Origin of the sequence: Streptococcus sp. 27098_8_22 (genome assembly GCF_041432415.1) — a bacterium.
GTDB lineage: Bacteria > Bacillota > Bacilli > Lactobacillales > Streptococcaceae > Streptococcus > Streptococcus pseudopneumoniae_M.
Genome location: NZ_JAPVZP010000001.1, coordinates 138,739 through 160,231 on the forward strand (window position 1 = coordinate 138,739; position 21,493 = coordinate 160,231).

Annotated in this window: 25 protein-coding genes; 9 read left to right on the top strand and 16 right to left on the bottom strand. The window is 35.2% G+C overall.

All coding sequences use genetic code 11. From position 1 onward, the window contains the following. Positions 1 to 47: 47 nt before the first annotated feature. The 15 genes from O3633_RS00740 to O3633_RS00810 all read right to left on the bottom strand — a co-directional run bounded on the left by O3633_RS00740 (position 48) and on the right by O3633_RS00810 (position 12,576). Positions 48 to 1,640: a terminase large subunit gene (locus O3633_RS00740; protein ID WP_195594094.1), complete on the bottom strand. Its 1,593-nt coding sequence runs from the start codon at positions 1,638 to 1,640 to the stop codon at positions 48 to 50. Then, a complete protein-coding gene (locus O3633_RS00745) occupies positions 1,637 to 2,110 on the bottom strand; it encodes a phage terminase small subunit P27 family (protein ID WP_001007670.1) in 474 nt (157 codons plus the stop codon). Before O3633_RS00745 ends, O3633_RS00740 begins: the two co-directional genes overlap by 4 nt. A 44-nt stretch (positions 2,111 to 2,154) precedes the next feature. Next, the gene (locus O3633_RS00750) at positions 2,155 to 2,385 is read right to left on the bottom strand and encodes a hypothetical protein (protein WP_371620050.1); all 231 of its coding nucleotides are present in this window, start codon (positions 2,383 to 2,385) and stop codon (positions 2,155 to 2,157) included. 5 nt (positions 2,386 to 2,390) lie between these two features. Further along, the gene (locus O3633_RS00755; protein WP_371620051.1) at positions 2,391 to 2,600 is read right to left on the bottom strand and encodes a DUF4314 domain-containing protein; all 210 of its coding nucleotides are present in this window, start codon (positions 2,598 to 2,600) and stop codon (positions 2,391 to 2,393) included. Between the two features lie 59 nt (positions 2,601 to 2,659). Continuing rightward, a complete protein-coding gene (gene dcm / locus O3633_RS00760; protein WP_371620052.1) occupies positions 2,660 to 3,832 on the bottom strand; it encodes a DNA cytosine methyltransferase in 1,173 nt (390 codons plus the stop codon). Beyond that, positions 3,829 to 5,085, bottom strand: a complete 1,257-nt coding sequence (locus O3633_RS00765) for a site-specific DNA-methyltransferase (RefSeq protein ID WP_247931846.1) — start codon at positions 5,083 to 5,085, stop codon at positions 3,829 to 3,831. The genes dcm and O3633_RS00765 overlap by 4 nt, the downstream gene beginning before the upstream one ends. 1 nt (position 5,086) lies before the next feature. Beyond that, a complete protein-coding gene (locus O3633_RS00770; RefSeq protein WP_371620053.1) occupies positions 5,087 to 5,518 on the bottom strand; it encodes a helix-turn-helix domain-containing protein in 432 nt (143 codons plus the stop codon). A 262-nt stretch (positions 5,519 to 5,780) separates the two neighbouring features. Continuing rightward, positions 5,781 to 6,146, bottom strand: a complete 366-nt coding sequence (locus tag O3633_RS00775) for an HNH endonuclease (protein ID WP_371620054.1) — start codon at positions 6,144 to 6,146, stop codon at positions 5,781 to 5,783. A gap of 1 nt (position 6,147) precedes the next feature. Further along, complete coding sequence (gene metK / locus O3633_RS00780; RefSeq protein WP_371620055.1) at positions 6,148 to 7,185, bottom strand: methionine adenosyltransferase; 1,038 nt, start codon at positions 7,183 to 7,185, stop codon at positions 6,148 to 6,150. Positions 7,186 to 7,235: 50 nt separating this feature from the next. After that, positions 7,236 to 7,430, bottom strand: a complete 195-nt coding sequence (locus tag O3633_RS00785) for a DUF6900 domain-containing protein (RefSeq protein WP_049520278.1) — start codon at positions 7,428 to 7,430, stop codon at positions 7,236 to 7,238. Between the two features lie 55 nt (positions 7,431 to 7,485). Beyond that, positions 7,486 to 7,713 (bottom strand): DUF7678 domain-containing protein, encoded by a 228-nt coding sequence (locus tag O3633_RS00790; RefSeq protein WP_371620056.1) that lies wholly within the window; start codon positions 7,711 to 7,713, stop codon positions 7,486 to 7,488. Positions 7,714 to 7,898: 185 nt separating this feature from the next. Further along, complete coding sequence (locus tag O3633_RS00795; RefSeq protein ID WP_006153945.1) at positions 7,899 to 8,381, bottom strand: hypothetical protein; 483 nt, start codon at positions 8,379 to 8,381, stop codon at positions 7,899 to 7,901. 1 nt (position 8,382) lies between these two features. Beyond that, entirely contained in the window at positions 8,383 to 9,750 is a 1,368-nt protein-coding gene (locus O3633_RS00800; RefSeq protein WP_371620057.1) for an SNF2-related protein, read from the bottom strand. Next, entirely contained in the window at positions 9,731 to 10,012 is a 282-nt protein-coding gene (locus O3633_RS00805) for a VRR-NUC domain-containing protein (protein ID WP_045615979.1), read from the bottom strand. Before O3633_RS00805 ends, O3633_RS00800 begins: the two co-directional genes overlap by 20 nt. 278 nt (positions 10,013 to 10,290) lie before the next feature. After that, positions 10,291 to 12,576: a phage/plasmid primase, P4 family gene (locus tag O3633_RS00810; protein ID WP_371620058.1), complete on the bottom strand. Its 2,286-nt coding sequence runs from the start codon at positions 12,574 to 12,576 to the stop codon at positions 10,291 to 10,293. 304 nt (positions 12,577 to 12,880) lie between these two features. On the opposite strand from O3633_RS00810, the gene O3633_RS00815 reads away from it, so the two are divergent. From O3633_RS00815 to O3633_RS00840, 6 genes are all read left to right on the top strand, one after another. Then, the gene (locus tag O3633_RS00815; protein WP_257994450.1) at positions 12,881 to 13,015 is read left to right on the top strand and encodes a hypothetical protein; all 135 of its coding nucleotides are present in this window, start codon (positions 12,881 to 12,883) and stop codon (positions 13,013 to 13,015) included. Further along, positions 12,990 to 13,307: a hypothetical protein gene (locus O3633_RS00820; RefSeq protein ID WP_371620059.1), complete on the top strand. Its 318-nt coding sequence runs from the start codon at positions 12,990 to 12,992 to the stop codon at positions 13,305 to 13,307. The genes O3633_RS00815 and O3633_RS00820 overlap by 26 nt, the downstream gene beginning before the upstream one ends. Beyond that, a complete protein-coding gene (locus tag O3633_RS00825; RefSeq protein ID WP_371620060.1) occupies positions 13,300 to 14,421 on the top strand; it encodes a DUF2800 domain-containing protein in 1,122 nt (373 codons plus the stop codon). The genes O3633_RS00820 and O3633_RS00825 overlap by 8 nt, the downstream gene beginning before the upstream one ends. A 4-nt stretch (positions 14,422 to 14,425) precedes the next feature. Continuing rightward, a complete protein-coding gene (locus O3633_RS00830) occupies positions 14,426 to 14,971 on the top strand; it encodes a DUF2815 family protein (protein ID WP_000208941.1) in 546 nt (181 codons plus the stop codon). Between the two features lie 17 nt (positions 14,972 to 14,988). After that, complete coding sequence (locus tag O3633_RS00835) at positions 14,989 to 15,132, top strand: hypothetical protein (RefSeq protein WP_173276729.1); 144 nt, start codon at positions 14,989 to 14,991, stop codon at positions 15,130 to 15,132. Positions 15,133 to 15,303: 171 nt separating this feature from the next. Beyond that, entirely contained in the window at positions 15,304 to 17,259 is a 1,956-nt protein-coding gene (locus O3633_RS00840) for a DNA polymerase (protein WP_371620061.1), read from the top strand. A gap of 41 nt (positions 17,260 to 17,300) precedes the next feature. Here O3633_RS00840 and O3633_RS00845 read toward each other — a convergent pair whose 3' ends face one another. After that, on the bottom strand, positions 17,301 to 17,900 hold the full coding sequence (locus tag O3633_RS00845) for a hypothetical protein (protein WP_371620062.1): 600 nt from the start codon (positions 17,898 to 17,900) through the stop codon (positions 17,301 to 17,303). A 356-nt stretch (positions 17,901 to 18,256) separates the two neighbouring features. On the opposite strand from O3633_RS00845, the gene O3633_RS00850 reads away from it, so the two are divergent. Genes O3633_RS00850 through O3633_RS00860 form a run of 3 tightly spaced genes read left to right on the top strand, consistent with a single transcriptional unit; the run spans position 18,257 to position 21,439 of the window. Then, the gene (locus tag O3633_RS00850; protein ID WP_371620063.1) at positions 18,257 to 19,204 is read left to right on the top strand and encodes an ABC-three component system protein; all 948 of its coding nucleotides are present in this window, start codon (positions 18,257 to 18,259) and stop codon (positions 19,202 to 19,204) included. Then, a complete protein-coding gene (locus O3633_RS00855; protein WP_261080680.1) occupies positions 19,197 to 19,634 on the top strand; it encodes an ABC-three component system middle component 2 in 438 nt (145 codons plus the stop codon). The genes O3633_RS00850 and O3633_RS00855 overlap by 8 nt, the downstream gene beginning before the upstream one ends. Positions 19,635 to 19,639: 5 nt before the next feature. Beyond that, positions 19,640 to 21,439: an AAA family ATPase gene (locus O3633_RS00860; RefSeq protein ID WP_371620064.1), complete on the top strand. Its 1,800-nt coding sequence runs from the start codon at positions 19,640 to 19,642 to the stop codon at positions 21,437 to 21,439. The last annotated feature ends 54 nt before the right edge of the window (positions 21,440 to 21,493 follow it).

Sequence of the window (21,493 nt, forward strand, 5' to 3'; positions counted from 1 at the left end):
AAGATGATTTGTAAATACATTGTATCATCTTTATATTTAAAATTCAACTAAAAGCTCAATATCCCTCGCTCATCATAAATACTACTTTCATTATTTTGGTGTCGAATACATCTATCAATCCCCATTATAAGAGCAACAATTCCATCAATTTTTTCAATTGATTTCTCTTTATCTGGTTTGATATTGCCTGCAGGGTCTTGGCGCATAACTACGTTTTGCGACATCCATTTTAAAACAGGTTGTCCTCCGTGTTGTATACGACCTTCCATCATAAGTTTGAATAATTCCTTTGACGGTGGACTCATATCCTTGTACCCCTGACCAAAAGGAATCATCGTCAGTCCCATATCTTCTAGATTCTGCACCATTTGCGTTGCATTCCATCTATCATAGGCGATTTCTTTTATATTGTATAGCTTTGATAATTCCTCAATGAACTTCTCTATAAAGCCATAATGAACAACATTACCCTCTGTCGTCTTTAAATAACCTTGCCGTTCCCATACATCATACAAAACATGATCCCTACGACAACGAAGTTCAAGAGTATCTTTTGGCAACCAGAAATAGGGTAGAATGATGTAATTTTCTAGTTCATTCCTAGGTGGAAAAACTAAAACAAAGGCTGTGATATCGGATGTACTTGACAAGTCTAGTCCAGCATAACACTCACGACCTTTCAAACTTTCAAAATTGATTGGTGCATCCCCTTTGTTGTATACATGTTCTGGAATCCAAGCAACTGTAGAATTTGTCCACATATTTAGCCGTAGTTGCTTGAATACATTTTCTTCAGCAGGATTATCGAGTGCTTGTTTATAGGCTTCTCTGACGCGGTCTAAACCAATGGTATGACCTAATGACGGATTTGCTTTTAACCAATTACTTTCGTCATTCCAGTCCTCTTCATCAGATAAACCATAAACGACAGGATAAAAAGATGTATCATTCTTTCTGCCCTTTAAAATATCAAGTGCTTTTGTGTGTAACTCGTAACAAATTGAATTCTTATCTGTTCCTGCAGTAGTAATGATGAAAAATAAGGGTTGTTCTCGTGCATCTCCTGAACCTTTAGTTAAGACATCATAAAGGTGGCGATTGGGTTGCGCATGTATTTCGTCAAACACGAGTCCTGAAACGTTGAGACCATGTTTTGTACCAGTTTCAGCGGACAAAACTTGATAGAAACCTGCATTAGAGTAGTTAACAATTCGTTTCGTAGCACCCATTATTTTTGAACGTTTCTCTAAAGGTCGACTCATTAGTACCATTTGTTTTGCTACATCAAATACAATAGAGGCTTGATTTCGGTCACATGCAGCACCATAAACTTCTGCACTAGCTTCATTATCTGCATAAAGGAGATAAAGAGCGATTGCTGCTGCTAGTTCACTCTTCCCATTCTTTTTTGGAATTTCAATATAAGCAGTTAGAAATTGTCTATTCCCATCTTCTTTAACAATCCCAAATATATCTCGTACTATCTGTTCCTGCCAAGGTAATAGTATAAACTTCTGACCTGCCCATTTTCCTTTGGTATGACAAAGGTTTTGAATAAAAGTCACTGCTCTATCAGCCTTACTTTTATCATAATGTGATGAAGCTAGCATAAAAGGAGTTGGTTCATAATGAAAAGTCATAGTAAACCTCCCAACAAATCTTCCATTTCGTCACCGTTACCAACCTCTGAATCCATAGTAGCTAAACGATTCCTAGCGGATGGGGTTAGACCAAATTGTTCACAAAACTTCAGCATGATTTTTAAATTAGTTTGACTAATTGAAACTTGTGGAACTTGCTGTAAATACCCATTTGGTGTCTTTAAGATAGAACCGTGTTTTGATAAAAATTCCTCTGCTTCTTTCCAACGTGCGTAAGCCTGACAATAACCTGCAAATGCAGTCATGTCCATTTCCGTCAGTAATCCCATTTGTTCCAATATTTTTCCCATCCGCTTCCATTCCCTCTTAGCATCTTCTTCAAGCCACTGAGGGCAACGTGGAGCTTTCTTTTGAGGTTTTACTTCATTCGTTGGGAGAGGCCGTTTACCAGGATTACCTTCTAAAACTTTTAAATTTGTAGGTTTCGGTTTACGTCCTCTAATTGCCACTAATTCACCTCCTAAAATAAAAAGAACTCACATCGAGTTCCAAATTATAATTTATTGTATGTATCCACTATTTCCTGATAGATAATCTTGTCAAAATCATCCAATTGATCAATAATTTTACCATATTCATAATGAAAAATTATTTCTTTATTTCGTTTAATTTTTAGAATTGCTATCCAAGCGCCATCAATATGTCGGTCATAGGTACTATATTCCCTAAGAAACTCAATATGATAGTGCCGACCATTAAATTCTCTAGTAATTGTTTCCCACATAACTATCACAATTTCATTATTTTATCAACTTCGTAAAGTACATTTAAACTTTGTCCATTATCCCAACTTACTAAAATTGAACCAATATCATCAACACCAATTACTGTACCAAGAGTACCTATAGGTGGTGCAAATGGATCCTCCATTTCGAGTAATTTGACTCGAGTCCCATTGGGATACAATGATTTTAAAGTCTTGACTTTTAAGTCATCCATAATACATCCTCTTCCCTTTTGTTTAGTACATATTAACTCTAAAGTTCATTTTTATCCAGTTATTTCTGAAGATTTTTTGAAGATAATATAGCACATCCAATAGCATAAACAACTGGTACTGTGACTCCGTTTCCTGCTTGTTTATAGAGTTGTGCATCAGAATTTACAGCTTTTGCCTTTTCAAATAAGTTATCACTGAAACCTTGAAGTCTAAAACACTCTTTTGGAGTAAGTCTTCTAATTTTGACAACACGACCATTCCAAACTACTGCGCCCATCTGGCAGCTACATGAAAGGTTGTGAGCTATCCCTTTCCCTACTCTTGCCCTTCTCGTTAATGAACTTGGATAAGAAAGATCAACCGAATCACCAATATTCGCTAATTGGTAACCTTGCTTTGTTCCGTTCCTAACCTTGATACCTTGTTTCAAAATAGGTTGAACCTCAAGCACTCCAGAGTTCATTGCTGTACGCTTTGTCGCACCAGCAGTATAACGAGCAGTTATACATCTTGCTTCTTCAGTTAACTTTGGTTCAGTTAGCGATTGGTCAATCAGATATAGACCTGTCTTAGCTCCTAATCCCCCACCCTCTCCAACAAGGGTTGTTGCAATACCACTGGGGTCGTATACACGGTAACTTTGCATACCACCTACAAGTTGCTTAAGATGGCTACTGCTTTCTCTGCTGATAGGTAGTACTTGTCGTCTACCTCGACTTCTAAGATGTCCGAGAGTGTAGATGCGTTCTCTGTTTTGGGGTACACCGTAGTCTTTTGAGTTGAACACTTGCCACTCAAGGTCATACCCTGCTTCGTCCAAGATAGAGAGATAGTCGAGATAATCTCGTCCCCCACCACTTGATAAAAGTCCTTTAACATTTTCAAGGAGAACCCATTCGGGTTTATCTTCTTCTTTTTGGCTTTTGATGAGTTCAACAAATGTAAAAAAGAGTCCACTTCTCTCACCGTATAGTCCGACTCGTTTCCCTGCGATAGACACATTTTGACAAGGGCTTCCCGCACACCAGAGATCTGCTTTTGGTAATCGTGTTGGATCGATTGTTGTGATATCGTCATGAAACCATTCTCCTTTCGTATCATACATTGCTTCATAAGATTTGCGTGCAAACTTATCTTTTTCGCAAAATCCTATACACTTCATTCCTGCTAATTCTAGCCCATGTCGAAAGCCACCAACTCCGGAAAAGAAATCTAGAAACGTTAATGTCATACTTGTTCCTCCAACTCCTTTAACACTTGGTTATAAGTTAAAACCTCATGATTACGTTGTACGGTTACTTCAGTATCGCCTGTAACTTCTATATAGCGTTTAACAATGACATCCACAAACTTTTCATCTAGCTCGATTCCATAACAAACACGTCCAGTCTGATCTGCAGCTATTAAAGTAGAACCAGAACCTAAAAATGGATCTAAAACTATTGTTCCACGCATAGAAGAGTTTTGAATAGGGTAAGCCATAAGTTGAATTGGTTTCATGGTTGGGTGGTCTTTACTAGACTTAGGACGGTCATATTCCCAAATGGTAGTTTGCTTCCGATCACTAAACCATTGATGCTTTCCTTTTTTCTTCCACCCATATAAACAAGGTTCATGTTGCCATTGATATGGGCTACGACCTAATACAAGTGAGTTCTTTTTCCAGATACAACACCCACTCAAATAGAAACCAGCATCTTTAAAAGCTTTACGGAAGTTGAGTCCTTCCGTATCTGCATGAAAAACATAGATAGACGCATCATCTTCCATGTGATTTTCTACTTGAGTAAACATAGAAAGGAGAAACTGATAGAAGTCTCTGTCAGACATATTATCATTTAGGATTTTCCCAGCCGTCTCTTCAACGTCAACGTTATAAGGCGGATCTGTTACAACTAAATTAGCTTTCTTATCACCAAGTAATTGGTCGTAGGTTTCTGATTTGGTAGAATCACCACAAATGACTCGGTGCTTTCCGAGTTGCCAAATGTCCCCATGTCTTGATACCGTTGGTTTCTTCAATTCTTCTTCCACATCAAACTCATCTTCAGACAACTCCTTGTCATGGACATTAGAGAGGATATTATCAATCTCTGGCGGTTCAAAACCAGTCAGGTCTAGATTAAAATCAGACTCCTGTAAATCCAAAAGTAAGTCCGCTAAGAGAGCGTCATCCCATTGACCTGTAATCTTATTGAGAGCAATGTTCAATGCTTTCTCATCTTCTTTAGAAAGCTTTACAATTACACACTTAGCAGTTTCATAGTCAAGGTCTTTAAGAACTGTCAAGCGTTGATGACCACCAATTACAGTTAAATCTTCATTGACAATAATAGGGTCAACATATCCAAACTTTAGAAGCGACTGTTTAATTTTCTCATATTCTTTATCCCCTTTTTTCAGTTTCTTTCGAGGATTATAAGCTGCAGGCTTTAATTCTTTCAGAGGAAGTTCTTTTATTTCCATTGTTGGTTGGTTCGTCATTTTAGACTCCTTTGTAAAATCTTATCTGTATGTAGCAGGCATGGCTACAATACTTTCTATTGGGATTGGCATAAGATAAAAATGACCTACCACAACACTGGCAAGTCATTTCTTCATATGCAGTTTGTTCCTTATCATGCTCCTCTTGATGATTTTCCCACCAATTTATTCTGCACCTATCTGAGCAAAATTTCTTCGGTCGTCCAGTTTTATTAGGAACCATAGGTTGAAAACATTGAGGACAGTTTGTACCATCTTGAACTCGTTTCTCAACCATCAAATACGGTAATGTTCCTTGTCCCTTTAACTCAGGATTTCTTTTACAATACTTTTTAACAGAGTCCTTAGATAGACCAATTACTTTAGCAACTTCACCGTATCCTAAGCCATTTTTTCTAAGTAACCAAATTTGTTCTCGTTGAAAGTTATTCATACCTGTTCCTCACTTTTATACTAAAAAATAAGGTTATTTTCGTACCTAAATTTAAACAAATTTACGAAAATAACACTCACTTAATTCTATATTCTTACTGGATTCTTTACTATTTTGAATTGATTTTTATATCCCACCCTATCAATTTTGCGAAATTTTACGTTTAAGGGGGCGTCGGTCTTTTACGGACAAGGATTTAGAGATTTTATCCCCCCTACCCCAAATTATAAAAGAGAGATATTTTTAGAACGTAACTACAGTATTAAAACCGATAGGTATATTCCACATATAGGTCCGTTGTCTTGGTCTTTCTATCATGACAAGATTTACAGAGAGCTTGCCAGTTAGATTGATTCCAAAAGAGTTCTTGGTCACCTCGGTGGGGAGTGATATGATCAACCACTGTTGCCTTGGTCAGTCGACCTTCTCTTTGACAGTAAACACAGAGAGGATTGAGCTTTAAGTAACGAATCCGCGCCTTATTCCACCGTGAATTGTAACCTTTAGCTTTGGTTGTCTTGGCGTCAAGTGCGTGGTTAGTCTTGTGGTCATTGCAGTACTTGTTTCCATAGGTCACAAGGTTTGGACAACCATTCTGCTTGCAGGGAGTACTTGGTCTACGTGGCATCTTACTGCTCCCAAGGAAGAGTTGGTTTCGTAAAATGTCCAAAACATGTAGATTGAGTGTAGTCTACGTTTAGAAGATCCAACTCCTTGATAATCCCTTTCGGTGTTAAATCGTACCGTTCTTTAATCATTCCTACCAATTGTTTGCTCGTATAGTTACTTGTTCCAAATGTTTCCACATGAATAGAAACCGGTTCTGCGACACCTATAGCGTATGCTAATTGAACTTCGCATCGTTTAGCATATCCTTCACGAACGATGTCTTTTGCAATCTTACGTGCCATATAAGCTCCTGAGCGATCTACTTTACTTGGATCCTTTCCTGAAAATGCACCACCACCATGATGAGCAAATCCACCATAAGTATCAGCGATGATTTTTCTTCCAGTAACTCCAGCATCTGCATAAGAACCACCAAGAACGAAACGACCAGTAGGATTCACTAAAACATTAAAATCAAGGTTTTGTTTATACTGTTTTGCTACTTTTATCATAGATTCTTTAACAATAGCTCTTAGATTCTCAATTGTTATTTCATCGCTATGCTGAATTGATACTAAGAATGTTGTAATTCTTTTATTGTCATAATCATAAGAAACCTGTGCCTTAGCATCTTTCCCTAAGAGCGGATGCTGAAGTTCCATAAGATTCTCAAGAACACGAGTTGCTAAAACGTAGGGAAGCGGCAAGTATTCGTTAGTTTCATCAGTTGCATAGCCATACATCATTCCTTGATCTCCAGCACCACCTGTATCAACACCTTGAGAAATATCATCACTTTGTAATCCGATAAGATTTGTCACAATGATATTTTTCATTCCTAGTGGTTTAACGACATTTCGAACAACAGTTTTTAAATCAAATAAGGCTGTTGTTTTCATTTCACCAGCAACCACTATATGATTATCTTTGATAAGAGTTTCTACTGCAACCCTGCTATTCTTATCTTGTTCTAAACATACTGTTAGAACTGCATCTGAAATCTGGTCACAAATTTTATCTGGATGACCATTAGATACTTGTTCACTCGTAATAATCATTATTTCCTCCACGCAAAAAGCCTCCCCATTTGGGTAAGGCTCTGTTTTTTTTATTTTGCTTTTCTACCTGCTTCATAAGCTTGTTCAAGCATTTCTTTCAATGCCCAAACGCTGATGTCATAAAAGTCAAGGCTGTCGCTATTTCTCGTTTCTAGCGTTTCAGCGCCTATTCTATTTTTTGCGATTTTTGTTAAAATATCTTCTTTCTTCATGGTTTTATCCTCTTTCTTTTTTGTTGTAACCATATTACCTCTAAGAGCGGGATATATCCAGTCATTTGTGCATTATTTTAAAGATATTTTAAACTTTTAAAGTTTTCAAAATCACTTCAAGAATAGCTTCTTGTTCATTAGATTCTGGGTAGATATCCCATCCTCTGTCATAAGAAATGATAGTATTTTCAGCAACCTCAACCTCTAATTTGAATACACATCCTAAATCAATACCTACATCTGATGGTTGGTCACTGACTTTTGCTATGTAATCAACTATTTGTTCGTGATAATGAATCTGACCTCTGGTCCACATAGTTATTCTCCTCTTATTTTTCTAGGTGTATATTACCGTAGAACCAGAATTTTATCCAGTGAAATTAGCCGATTTTCTATCTTTTTTGACATCTTAAGTATATCACACTCATTTTTAAAAAGCAGTACCATCTTAGTAACAACTTAGTAACAGGGTAGTACCACCTTAGTAACACCCTAGTATCATTAGCCATTTATACTCAAGGTTTTCCCAGCAAAACGGTAATATTCTTTTACTTGTTTTAAGGCTTTTTGTCTATATCGACTAACTGTCATTCTAGAAACATTATGCTTAGGTAGTAACTCATCCCATGTCAATCCAACTAAGACTAAATCAACTACTACATCCCTCATAATTTCATCAACAGAAGAAACAGCAAGTTCAAAAAAATCGAGATCAGTTTTTAAATGACAGTACTTTTCAAACAGTGACTCCTGATATTCTCTTTCCTCTGCTAAGAACTTATCATGAAAAGATAGAGCCATATTTTCTGTTCTAACATTAGTTTTACTCGTTTTAACACGTTCTTCATTTGTCTGTCTAGTAGCAAGAGAATAGAGAAAAGCATCTTCTGAAATAGGTTTATAGTTCTCAATCAAGTTCTTTGCAATTATTAAATCTCTTTTGGCATCTTGATAGTGTTGGAAATAGTAGTCTACTTTATCCATATCAACCTCCTACTTGTGCTTTTACTGCTTCAATCAGACGTGATTGTTGTGCGTCCTTGGCAGTTAAAGCTTTTAGAATATCATCATCGATTGTACCTTCCGTTACAATGTGTTGAATTATAACTGTGTTTGATTGTTGTCCTTGTCGCCAAAGTCGAGCATTGGTTTGTTGGTACAGTTCAAGTGACCAAGTTAACCCAAACCACACTAAGTGATGACCTCCCTTTTGTAAATTTAGACCATGTCCTGCGCTAGCTGGGTGTAGCAAACCAACAGTGATGTTCCCTTTATTCCATTCATGAATATCAGTTTCACTTTTAAGAACTGTACTTTCAATCCTAAGTTTGTTCAATCGTTCTTGAATACGAAGTAAATCATGTTTGAACCAATAAGCAACCAACACAGGTTCTCCATTTGCTGCTTCTATAATATCTTCAAGTGCATCTAGTTTTTGATCATGTAACTTGATAATTTTATGATCATCAGAATAAACTGCACCATTTGCCATTTGAACCAGTTTATTGGATAAACTGGCAGCATTTGCTGCTGTTACTTCAATTTCGTTAGAATCAGAAATAACAGATTCCTTTTTAAACTCTTTATATCTTTTTGCTTCTGCGTTTGTGAGATGGACTAATTTTTTCGTTGAGATTAATGTTGGCATTTGTAGATAATCCATTGCTTTCATAGAAATTGTGATGTCATCAATCTTGTCAAAGATTTGACACTCTGCATAGTCCATTGGAATATATTCATAGACGACGTTTCCATTTCTACGTCCCTCTCTAAAATAACGACTTCGGTATTCTCCGATAAAACGTCCCAAACGAACACCGCCATCAATGACCTTGAACTCCGCAAACAAATCCATTAATCCGTTTGAACTCGGTGTGCCTGTTAAACCTACCACTCGTTTCATGTAGGGGCGCATGGCCATAAAAGCTTTAAAACGTTTTGATTGCCATGATTTGAATGAACTTAATTCATCAATGACAATCATATCCCACTTGAAATACGGATGACACTGTTCAACTAACCAAGGGATGTTTTCACGATTTACGATATAGATATCCGCATCTTTATGGAGTGCTGCTTGTCGTTGTTTGGGACTTCCAACAATTTTTGAATATCTCAAATGAGACAGTTCTTGCCACTGCTCTATTTCGTCACTCCATACTGTATTTGCGACTCTAAGCGGAGCAATCACCAGTACTTTATGAATTTCATAGCGATCAAACATCAGTTCATTAATAGCTGATAAGGTTGTAGCTGTTTTCCCCATCCCCATGTCTAAAATGACTGCTGCATAAGGAGTTTTTATGATGAAGTCTTTGGTGACTTCTTGATAGTCATGCAGTTTCAATTTCATCCAATATCCCCTCAATATCTTTCTTATTATCTAAAACATAGACTCGAAATCCTAAACGTTCAAATAGCTTATGCCGTGACACCTGCAAAGCTCTAGGATGTTGATTAGGTGCTTTTACTTCCACCAAACCAAACTTGCCATTGGGTAAGAATACCAGTCGGTCAGGTACTCCTGAAAAGGATGGTGATACCCACTTTGGACAGATACCACCACGCTTTAAAACCTCGCTTGCTAACTTTTGTTCAATCACTTTTTCTCTCATACTTGTCCTCTCATCAGATTTAAATGGTGGAGGTCTAATGAGGTCATTTCCTAAACTTTCCTTATATACTTATTCTTAGTTATATTTCCTATAGAGATAGTTTTAGAAAAGACCATCATTGACTTACACTAAACAAAGAAATGGAAGTCGTGGAACTTAATCCATAAACTTTTTGACCATACTTCACAAATTATTTTTCACTGAATACTTCAACGACTTACACTCCAAAAATACTTGATTTAAAATCTAGTGGAGATATTCCCTCACTGTGTAAGTCATTAGTTTAGAAAGTCATCATCGTCAGCTTTTAACGATAACCCCATAATAAAATTCCCTTTATTAGTTCGTTTTCGTTCATAACCAGCTTGATTAAGTGCAGCATAGAAATCAGTTGTACTTCGTGTGTATTCTAAATTTTGAAGGCAATATGCACGATACTTACTGTACAATTCTCCTGATTTTTCGTTTAACTTTTCTCCCACTTCACAACTTTCATTGATGAAATGCCCCAACCAGTCATTAGCTTCACGGTACGATTTGACAGAATTTGTTACTGCTTTTGGAACTGATGTTTTAAAATTTGCTTTGATGGCTTTTTCCGCTCCTTCAATAATCCACGATAAAATTGCTGGCCCAGCATTATCGTACAGATAATCCGCAAAATTCTTGATATCTGAACGACCACTAATTTTTGCATTAAATGGAATAACAACCAAACGTCTCCATGTTCCATCATCGTTCGCTCCAACTTTTGGTAAATGATTCGTATAAAGTACCAGCGTATGAGATGGAACAAAATGAAATGGATCCTTATACTTCTTTTCTGCTTGAATTTCGTCAGTTGAGGTAATTTGCTTCACCACTGCAGTATTCAATCTCATTCCTTCTGCCATTTCAGAAGCAATAACAAGACGTTTCCCTTTTAACTCAGCAAGTTCTGGACTTACATTTCGTTTATTATTCATGGTTAAAGCATCTGCAGATAATTTGCCAGAATAGCTTCCAAGTACTCTAGCGATTGTATTCCAAAAGGTTGATTTCCCATTTGCTCCTCCGCCATAAGCGATAATCATATGTTCTTGATAGACTTTTCCGATTGCTGTCATACCGATGATTTCCTGTACATAATCAATCAACTCCTGGTCATTACAGAAAAAAGTAGCTAAAGTTTCCTTCCATAATCCCAAGCCTTCATCACCTGGAGAAACAGTGGTTATCTTAGTGATGTAGTCTTTTGGGTCATGTTCATGGTAATCCCTAAGTCCATTTCTTAAGTTGTAGGTAGCGTTGGGAGTATTGAGTAACATATCGTCCTTATCAAGTTCTGATAAATCAATGGCTAGCATCGGTTTTGCAGTATTATGAGTTGCAGTAATATAGCGATAATCCCTTCGCTTCATCACAAACTGATAATAAGCTTTTGAGGAAAGATAAATAGAATGAAGTTTTTGTTGGATCGGTGTTTCAATCACTTTAGCAAGTGCTTTACCACCTTCACGAACTACTGATTCATCAATTCCGGAGTTGACTAACTCTATTACGGAATTTTCGTATTGTTCAAGAGCATCTGCTAGTTGAAAGTCCATAAACTCAAGAACCTTTCCTATGGCCAATTGTTTATCTTCTTTCCAATACTGACCATTAAAAATTAAATAGTCTGTCGCATTTGTATAAGCTAAAACATCACCATATTCTCTAGCTAATACTCCAGCTTCTCCGATATCAGAAAAATCATCCGGTTTTAAAGAAGGCCTATTGAAACTATCTGGTGAAATATAATCATCTGAAGATTTAATTGTCTTATTGTAAAATCGAACCGCACTTCCCCAAATTGTGTCTAGTTCAGATTTTTCTAATGGCGGTTCACATCTGGATGCCTGCTCATCAAAACCACTTCTTGCTTCTTGTGTAACCCCTAATCTTTTAAGAATTTTAGCTGCAAAAACTGACATGGTTGAATTTCGACTTCCCTCAACGATGGGTCCTTTAGGTGGTCTATAAAAGTCAGCATCAAAATCTTCTTCTATCTCTATAGAATTCAGTTGAAGTAAATCTTCGTCGATAGTCATCCATGAATCATTCCATATGACTTTTGCATTTGGATTACCAAAGAAAAACCTTGCAGCATCTTTTGCATTATCATCAAAAAATTGATACCTATTCGTGAGCTCTTCTTTCATAGCAACATAAGTTTCTCTATTGTTCGTTTCTTTAATTGGGAAATAAATATGAAATTTTGGACGTGCTATCATAGCACCCTTAGACAACATATGATTTCGGCTAGTAACCAAAGCAAAGTCATAATCAATAAAGATTTCTTTAATGTTCTCTTCTGTAACCCAATCGTCAGGGTTATCTGTCTTGTCATTATCAATATCCATGACAATAACATCTGATTTTATAAAATTTGAGTTTGAGCGAGTGTGATTGGTAAACTCTGCACCTACATGATCGTATTGAACTGTATTCAATAATGATTTGTCATCTGTTATTCTGACTTCATTGGGATATACAGTACTTGTTTGGATACCTGTCTTTCCAGAATGACATAACGAAAATTGCATCCGCAACTCCTCCTTAATCTGCTAATAAATTGAGAGTCTATTTCTCTTTCTATCTTTATAGGTAAAATTTGCCTGCTATTTTCCGGTTCAGTAGAAATTTATTTCAAAAAAAATACTCTTCCTTTATATGTCAAAGGGAGAGTTTTCTTTGTTTTAAATTTTTTATTAATTTTTGAAAAAACCGGAATTCAATCATCTCATTTTACCTATACAGGTGTAAGAATTAGAAATCGAATAGAAAAATATTTTTTAAAATCCGGAAATTCTAAAGTGATTCTTACCTATAAAGATAGGAGGATGTGAAATGACAAAAGAACAATTGATTGAACACGATGAACAATTAGTAGATACACTAACTGCCATCAGTGTTATCTCAAAACAACTAGCTAAAAAAATTAAAGAGGACGAACAATATGAGCAAAATGAAACAACTGAATGACTTATTAAATGAAATGAAGGAATCAGCAAAGTGCCAGTTAAGAATTATAGAAGAGTTTCAAGAACTACTGTCTGAGGAAAACACTTCTTTAAGTCACGAAAAAGTTATGGAAGAACCAAGACATGTTACTCTTGAAGAACTTCGTGGTGTGCTTGCTACAAAAGCTAGTGAAGGATTTAAAGATGAGATTCGAGCTTTGTTAAAAGCTTATGGTGCTGATTCACTTTCAAAATTAGATCCTAAAAACTACTCAGCTTTAATGGAAGAGGCTGGAGGTATTGGTATTGACTAATCATGCTGTATTATCCGCTTCCGCTTCTCATCGATGGCTAAATTGTCCACCATCAGTAAGATTAACCGAAAAATTAGAAGATAAGGTTTCAACGTATGCATTGGAAGGAACAGATGCCCATGAGTTGTGTGCCTATTTAGTTGAAACTGCACTTGGACGTAAGGCGCGTGATCCTACTGAAAACTTAACTTTCTATAACGAGGAAATGCAACATTGCGCAGAAGAATATCGGAACTATGTAGTTGAACAGATAGAAATTGCAAAAAAATATTCTAGAGATCCAACCGTTCTTGTTGAACAGAGACTAGATTTCTCAAAATGGGTTCCTGAAGGTTTTGGCACAGGAGACTGTATTATTGTGGCTGATGGTTTGCTACAAATCATCGATTATAAACACGGTCTTGGTGTACTGGTTGATGCTGACCATAACCCCCAAATGATGTGCTATGCTCTAGGTGCTTTAGAAATGTTTGAAGGCTTATACAGTTTTGATAAAGTGACAATGACTATTTTCCAACCACGAAAGCACAATGTCTCAACATTTGAAATGGACAAAGAAAAACTACTTCACTGGGCTGAAACTGAACTATCTCCTAAAGCTGAACTAGCTTTCAGGGGTGAGGGAGAAATGAAATCAGGAAAACACTGCCAGTTCTGCAAAATAAAAAGTATCTGTCGCAAACGTGCAGAAGATAATCTAGAACTTGCCAAGATGGAATTTGCTGATCCTGCTACTCTTAGTAATAAAGATATATCGGAGATTTTACCAAAAATTGAACTATTGATAACATGGGCTAACGATGTTAGAAATCATGCTTTAAATCTAGCTACAAATGGCCATACAATCCCAGGTTACAAGCTAGTTGAAGGACGTTCTATTCGAAAATTCTCAGATGAAAATAAAGTAATTCAAACAGTAACTGCTGCAGGATTTGACCCCTATGAAAAGAAACTACTAAACATTACCGGGATGACTAAACTGCTTGGAAAACAAGCCTTTAATGAGCTTCTTGGTAATCTAATTATAAAACCAAATGGAAAACCTACACTCGTTCCAATTGATGATAATCGTCAAGAAATGAACCTAGCAAAAACAGATTTTATAGAGGACTAAACTTATGACAACTAAAGTTATTACAGGAAAAGATACACGTTTCAGTTATTTAAACGCTAATGAACCAAAAGCTATTAATGGTGGTAAACCAAAGTATAGCGTGTCACTCATCATTTCAAAAGATGATGTTCAAACTATTGATAAAATTAAAGCAGCAATTGAGCAAGCCTATAAAGAAGGTGAATCTAAACTAAAAGGGAACGGAAAATCTGTTCCATCCCTAGAAGTTTTGAAAACTCCACTTCGTGATGGCGACTTGGAACGTCCTGATGATGAAGCTTATCGCAATGCTTACTTCGTAAATGCGAACTCTCCACATAAACCTGGTATTGTTGATGCTAACCGTCAAGAAATCATTGATACTTCAGAGTTATACTCCGGTATCTATGGACGTGCCAGCATCTCCTTCTACGCTTTCAATTCAAACGGAAATAAGGGAATTGCTTGCGGTCTTAATAACCTGCAAAAATTGCGAGATGGTGAGCCTCTGGGAGGTCGTACAAGTGCTGAAGATGACTTCGCTACAGACGATGATGATTTCTTAAACTAAGAAAGGAGATATGAAAGATGATTTTTTCAATTTTTATGACTATCTTAATGGCAGTTTGGCTATTCACTGGACTATATGCTGCATTTATGACAATTCGAGATGATATCCGATCAGAAAAAGAGAGAAAACAAAAAATGGTGAATGCAAATGACAATAATTGAATTCCTATGGACTGTTGCATCTTGTCTCACAATCGCTTTACTCAGCCATCTTTTATATGTTAGTATTCGCAATGACATCAGATATGAGAGAGAACGATTCTTTAGTCGCAGAAATAAACACTAAAACATGGTGGCAGTTCTTCCTGCCACCTTTTTATGAAAGGATGAATTATGCAAATTAAAGAACTATCAGTAGACATAGAAACTTACTGTGATGTAGACCTACGGAAAACTGGAGTCTATCGATATGCGGAAGATGAATCTTTTGAAATCCTTCTTCTAGCAGTATCTATAAATAATGCTCCTGTAATTGTTTATGATCTGACTAAGGATAAACTTCCAAATCTCATCCTACAAGCCTTGCTTGATGATACAGTCATTAAATGGGCTTTTAACGCAACATTTGAGCGCATTTGCCTGTCTAATTGGATTAAGAAACATTACCCAACATTACTTAATGAAAACTTTTTATCCCCAAATTCTTGGCGATGTAGCATGATTTGGTCTGCTTATTTGGGATTGCCCTTGTCACTTGAAGGTGTAGGTACGATCCTGAAACTTAGTGAACAAAAACTAAAAGTTGGGAGTGAATTAATTCGCTACTTCTGCCTTCCTTGTAAACCTACAAAAGTAAATGGTGGTCGAACACGTAATTATGAAAATCACGCGCCAGAGAAATGGAAAAATTTCATCGAGTATAATAAACGAGATGTAGAAGTTGAACTAGCAATCAAAAAAAGGTTGCAAAACTTCCCAGTTCCTGATTTTGTATGGGATGAGTACCACCTTGATCAGAATATCAATGACTGCGGTATTGGAGTTGATGTTGACTTTGTACAGTCAGCTATCAAAATTGATGCAGAGAGTAAAGCAAAAATCCAAGAAGAATTGAAAGCTTTAACAGGTCTTGAGAATCCCAACTCTGTTCTACAGATGATTGGTTGGTTACGTGAACACAATATAGAAACAGATTCACTAGATAAAAAGACTGTAAATAACCTTTTACATAAAGTTGATGAAAAAACTGCAAGGGTTCTAAAACTACGTCAGCAAGCAGCAAAATCAAGTGTATCCAAATATCAGGCAATGATGAATTGTGTTTGTAAAGATGGACGTGTAAGAGGAATGTTTCAATTTTATGGAGCAAACCGTACTGGGCGATGGGCTGGACGACTGGTACAACTTCAAAACCTACCACAAAACCACTTAAAAGATTTAAATGAAGCGAGAATACTCTTTCAGTCTGGAGATAGTGATACTGTTGAACTTCTCTACGATGTTCAGGACACACTGTCACAGCTTATTCGAACATCTTTTATTCCTAGTAAGAAAAAGAAATTTATCGTTTGTGACTTTTCTGCTATTGAAGCTCGTGTTCTATCCCATCTTGCAGGTGAAACGTGGAGAACTAAAGTTTTTAATAAAGGAGATGATATTTACTGCGCCAGTGCCAGTAAAATGTTCCACGTTCCTGTATTGAAACATGGAGTTAATGCACACTTACGTCAAAAGGGAAAGATTGCAGAGCTAGCGCTAGGCTATGGTGGTTCTGTAGGTGCTCTTAAAGCAATGGGAGCTATTGAAATGGGATTAGCTGAAGAAGAACTACAACCTCTTGTTGATTCATGGCGAACAGCCAATCCTAACATTGTCCTTTTATGGTGGGATATCGATAAGGCCGTCAAGACTGCTATCAAGGAACAAACCAAAACGGAAAGTCATGGAATTCTATTCAGTGTAGAAAAAGGAATGTTATTTATTACTCTCCCATCTGGACGAAGATTAGCTTATGTGAAACCAAGAATTGGGGAGAATCAATTCGGAGGTGAATCGGTAACTTATGAAGGGACCGGTTCTGCAAAACGATGGGAAAGATTGGAAAGTTATGGTCCAAAGTTTGTAGAAAACATAGTTCAAGGAATTAGTCGAGATATACTAGCCCATTCGATAAAACAACTAAAAGACAAGAAAATCGTTGGCCATATTCACGATGAGCTTATCATCGAGTGCTTGCCAAAGCAAAATCTAGATGAAATATCTAATCAAATGTCCATTTCTCCAATCTGGATGAGAGACATCAATCTACGAGCTGAAGGGTATGAATGTTACTTCTATCAAAAAGACTAAAGAAAAATCCGCATCCTTAATAGGATAGCGGACTTCTTTTATTATTGGTTTAATTCTCTGTAGACTTCTTTGGCCATTGCTTGAGCTTTCTTAATAGCTTCATAACCTTGAGTCTTTTTCATTCCAAGTGTAGAAATAATATCTTGTTTTGCGATATCCATATTCTCATAAATAAGTCTTAGGATTTGACCATATTTCTTATTTCGACGTTCTACTTCTTCTATCAGTTCACGAATTGTTTCTAACATCATAATAATCTCTTCGTGAGAGTCTACTCCAGTAGGATCGAAACCTACTTCTTCGTTACTAGACATTTTATCCAACATCTCATCTAAAGATATGTCATTACCTTTCGTATAACGATTAAGATACTCGTTAACATCCATATTGAAGATTTTTATGACATTGTCAAAGTCCTCAATAAAAACTGGTACAAAACCTACAAGTACAGCTTTCCCATAAAACTTAAATGTTTTTAAGTTTTTAGAGTTAATATCTTTGCTCTGCCTCATCTCTTTATCTCTAATAACGAAAGGAGCGAGAACTTGATTAAGTCCACAAGGTACATCGTTATATGCCTTTTCATTTTCATATCTTGAAGGGTTATACTTTGATTGACGTTTGTTTTCTTGAATTGTCATTGTTTGACTGACTTTCTGTTAATACCGAAAGCAGTTTTGACAACTCAATATGCATTAAATATATTATTGACCGCATAGTACTTTCCTCTATGTATCGGTCAGTTGACTTCATAGACTGAATTGTAAACCAAATCTCCACCTTTGAAGTCAATAGCTATGATCAGTAGCAAAGTTTCGATTTGGAACAAACAAAAATGTAAGCGTATACTTCTTTTTGTTACAAAATTTATTATTTTTGATATAATAATTAGTAAGTGAAAATATATTTATTAGCTTACATATCAAGTATACACTGTTATTAAATTTTACCTCGGGCATCTCAGGGGGATTTCGGGCAAAAAAGGGGGAAATCATAAGTGCTATTCTACGAATTTTTAACACTCCTACATACTTATTTAGGAGGTAAATCAACAAGAAGTGATTTTTTAAATACCTTGATAGAGAATTCTATTAAAAACCCCGATGATAATCCTTTGGCAAACATTTCAGATGATACCGTAAATAGATATTTCTCTTCTAAAACAGATAAAATATCCAAAAAAAATTCTACAATTTTGCTAAATATTATCCAAGTTCCCCTTCTAACTGCTTACATTTCAGAACAACTTAATGCAGATACAACTGATAGATTAGAAGAGAGATTAACTGAAGCAGGTTTATTTAATAATTCTTCGGATATTGAAATTGATGAAGTTTGTGCTAAATTGTTTATGAATTATTTAGAACAATTAGCTGGTATAGCTACTCCAACAAACACTCTTATATCTGTCTCTGATATTCCAATTTCTAAAGTATATGTAGAGAATGGAAAAATAATTATTGGCACAGAATCATTTACACTCCCCTCCAAGTCATCCATACCTGATAATATTGTTGATGTTGAAGACGCTTATTGTAAACAACTGTTGCAAGCATACTCCGAGAACGACGGTAAATCAAAGACTGATATCTATGACATACCATCTCTTCCAACAAGGTATAAAAAACACTTACAAGATCAAAGAATAAATTATTTTAATGCTGACTATGTTTTACGTACGGTTAAAGAAAGTTTTAAAGATAGTAGTCAGCAAATTGAAATTCTAAAACAAGAGACTTATGATTCAGTAAGTGATTACCTCTTTGATGACTATCCATCAGCCTATAAAAAAATCAGTGATACACTTAAACATATTACAACTGTTTCATTTAAAAAACCTGAGATAACTCAAATCCAGAACTTTATTGGCAACTCGGAAAAGAAAGGTCTTTGCCATACATTAGTAAATGATGGTAAATTTAGTTGGATAGATGAAAATGAATAATCTTTTTGATACAAATTATGAAATAGCTATGCAATGTTTGATCACATTAAATACACTGAAGCAAAAAAGTCTATCTACTGATAGACTTTGGCTTATTAATTTTTTATCCTTATATGCAAAAGATTTTAACTTTAGTGATAATAATTTAAACGGAGACAGTATCTATTCTAAAGTACAATTGAGCATGAAACGTGAAAAGATTAAAGAAGCAATATTACTTCTAATTACAAAAAATCTTATACGATTTGATGATATACAAAGTATAAATTTTACTATCACTGAAAGTGGTCAAAAACTTGTTGAAAAGATAAACTCCAATTTCTCAATTGCTTATAGAGAAGCAACAAAAAATGTCTGTAAATCTGTAAAAAATATGAGTGATATAGAGTTACTTGATTTCACTTACAAACTTATTATAAATAAGGAATAATTTATATGACAACAACATATTTAAAAAAATTAACCGTCACTGGTCCAAATAGGTATTCTGAGATAAATTTTAGAGAAGGTCTTAATATTATCACTGGACCTTCGAATGTTGGTAAGACTTGTATCGTAAAATGTATAGACTACCTTACTGGCTCTTTAAAACATCCGTTTTCTAGTTCTACAGAATACAATACAGTAAATTTAGAGATTTCCGTGGGGGATAGAGTAGTCAAATTAAGTCGAGAACTCGGTAAAGATACAGTGCTTGTGGATTCTAACTTTCCAAAAATAAACTCCGGTGAATACTACTCTAAATATAAAAGTAATAATAAAAATCCAATAAGTGATGTTTGGCTACAACTATTTGGAATAGAGCCACCTGTTGAAGTTATTAGTAACAAATTATTCAGAAAACAAAAACTGAGTATCAGAACGTTTATTAGTTCTTGGATTATTCATGAAAATGAAATGAATAAATCATCTTCGATATTATTACCTAGAATCACAAGTCAAGTCACTGCATATCTGTCATCCCTTCTTTACTTACTTTATGAAAAAGATTTTTCCAAAATAAAAAAACAAGAATCTGTTGAAGAGAGAAATATACGACATAATTCTGTTAAAAATTATATTTACTCAAAAATAAACCAATTTAATGAGGAACAGGATCGATTGATTGGCAAATTGAATAAAAAATCTGAATCCGATATATATGCTGAAATTGAGGAGTTATCTAATAAATTAGAAAATTTAAGTAACGTAATTTACCAATCAAATAATATACATTCAAATCTCCTACAACAACTTGCAGATGTAGATACACAACTCAGTGAAAAATCTTTATTACTTAATCGTTTTAAAGATCTTGCAAGTCAGTATGAATCTGATTTCAACAGACTATCTTTTATTATTGAATCTCATACTAGTATCTCAACAATTGAAAATTCTGGAATGTGCCCAATTTGTAACAATGAATTACCAAGCGATTCTGCAAGGCAGCATGTAGATTCATTTGAAACAGACTTAGAGCTTCTAGTCAGAAAAATTAAATCACTAAATCAAACTAGATTAGATTTAAAAAAAGACTTTTCTCTTCTACAAGAACAAAAAGAGGAACTTGAACTACAAAGAATTCGTGTAGCAGATGAAATCAACAATATCCTAATACCCGATGAAAAAAAATTGACATTTAAAATCGAACAGTATAAATCATATATCAAGGCAAAAAGCTCTATTGAAACCATAAATAGATTGGTAGAAAATTGGAATCAAGATATTGATGATTTAGAAAACGAACATTACGATAAAGTTGAATATTTCCCAAAAGATGAATTCCCTTCTCAATTCTGGCACGGTATGACAAAAAACATACAATCAATCTTAAAACAATGTTCATTTGAAAAATATGGTTTTAGTAGATTTGATTCAAAAGAATTTGATATTGAAATAATGGGTGAGAATAAAATAAATAGATATGGGAAAGGTTATATATCGTATCTAAACACAGTTGTTGTTTTAGCTTTACGAAAATTATTTTTCGAACAAGCTAAATTCAAACCTTTTTTCCATATTATTGATACACCTTTACTTGGTTTAGATGAAGGTGAGAAAAATAACACACCCGAGAGCATGAGAATTGCTTTATTTGAGTACTTTAGTTTATCAGCACAAGAAAGTCAACTAATTGTTATTGAAAATTCTAGAAATCTACCTAAATTTAGGAATTTTGATTGTAATTTTATAGAATTTACTAAAAGTTATAACAACGGTAGATATGGTTTTCTTGAAGGTGTGAATGATAAATAGCAAAGAAATTCTTCTTTAATTTTTATAAATAACAATAAAACTCTTAAATTTTTC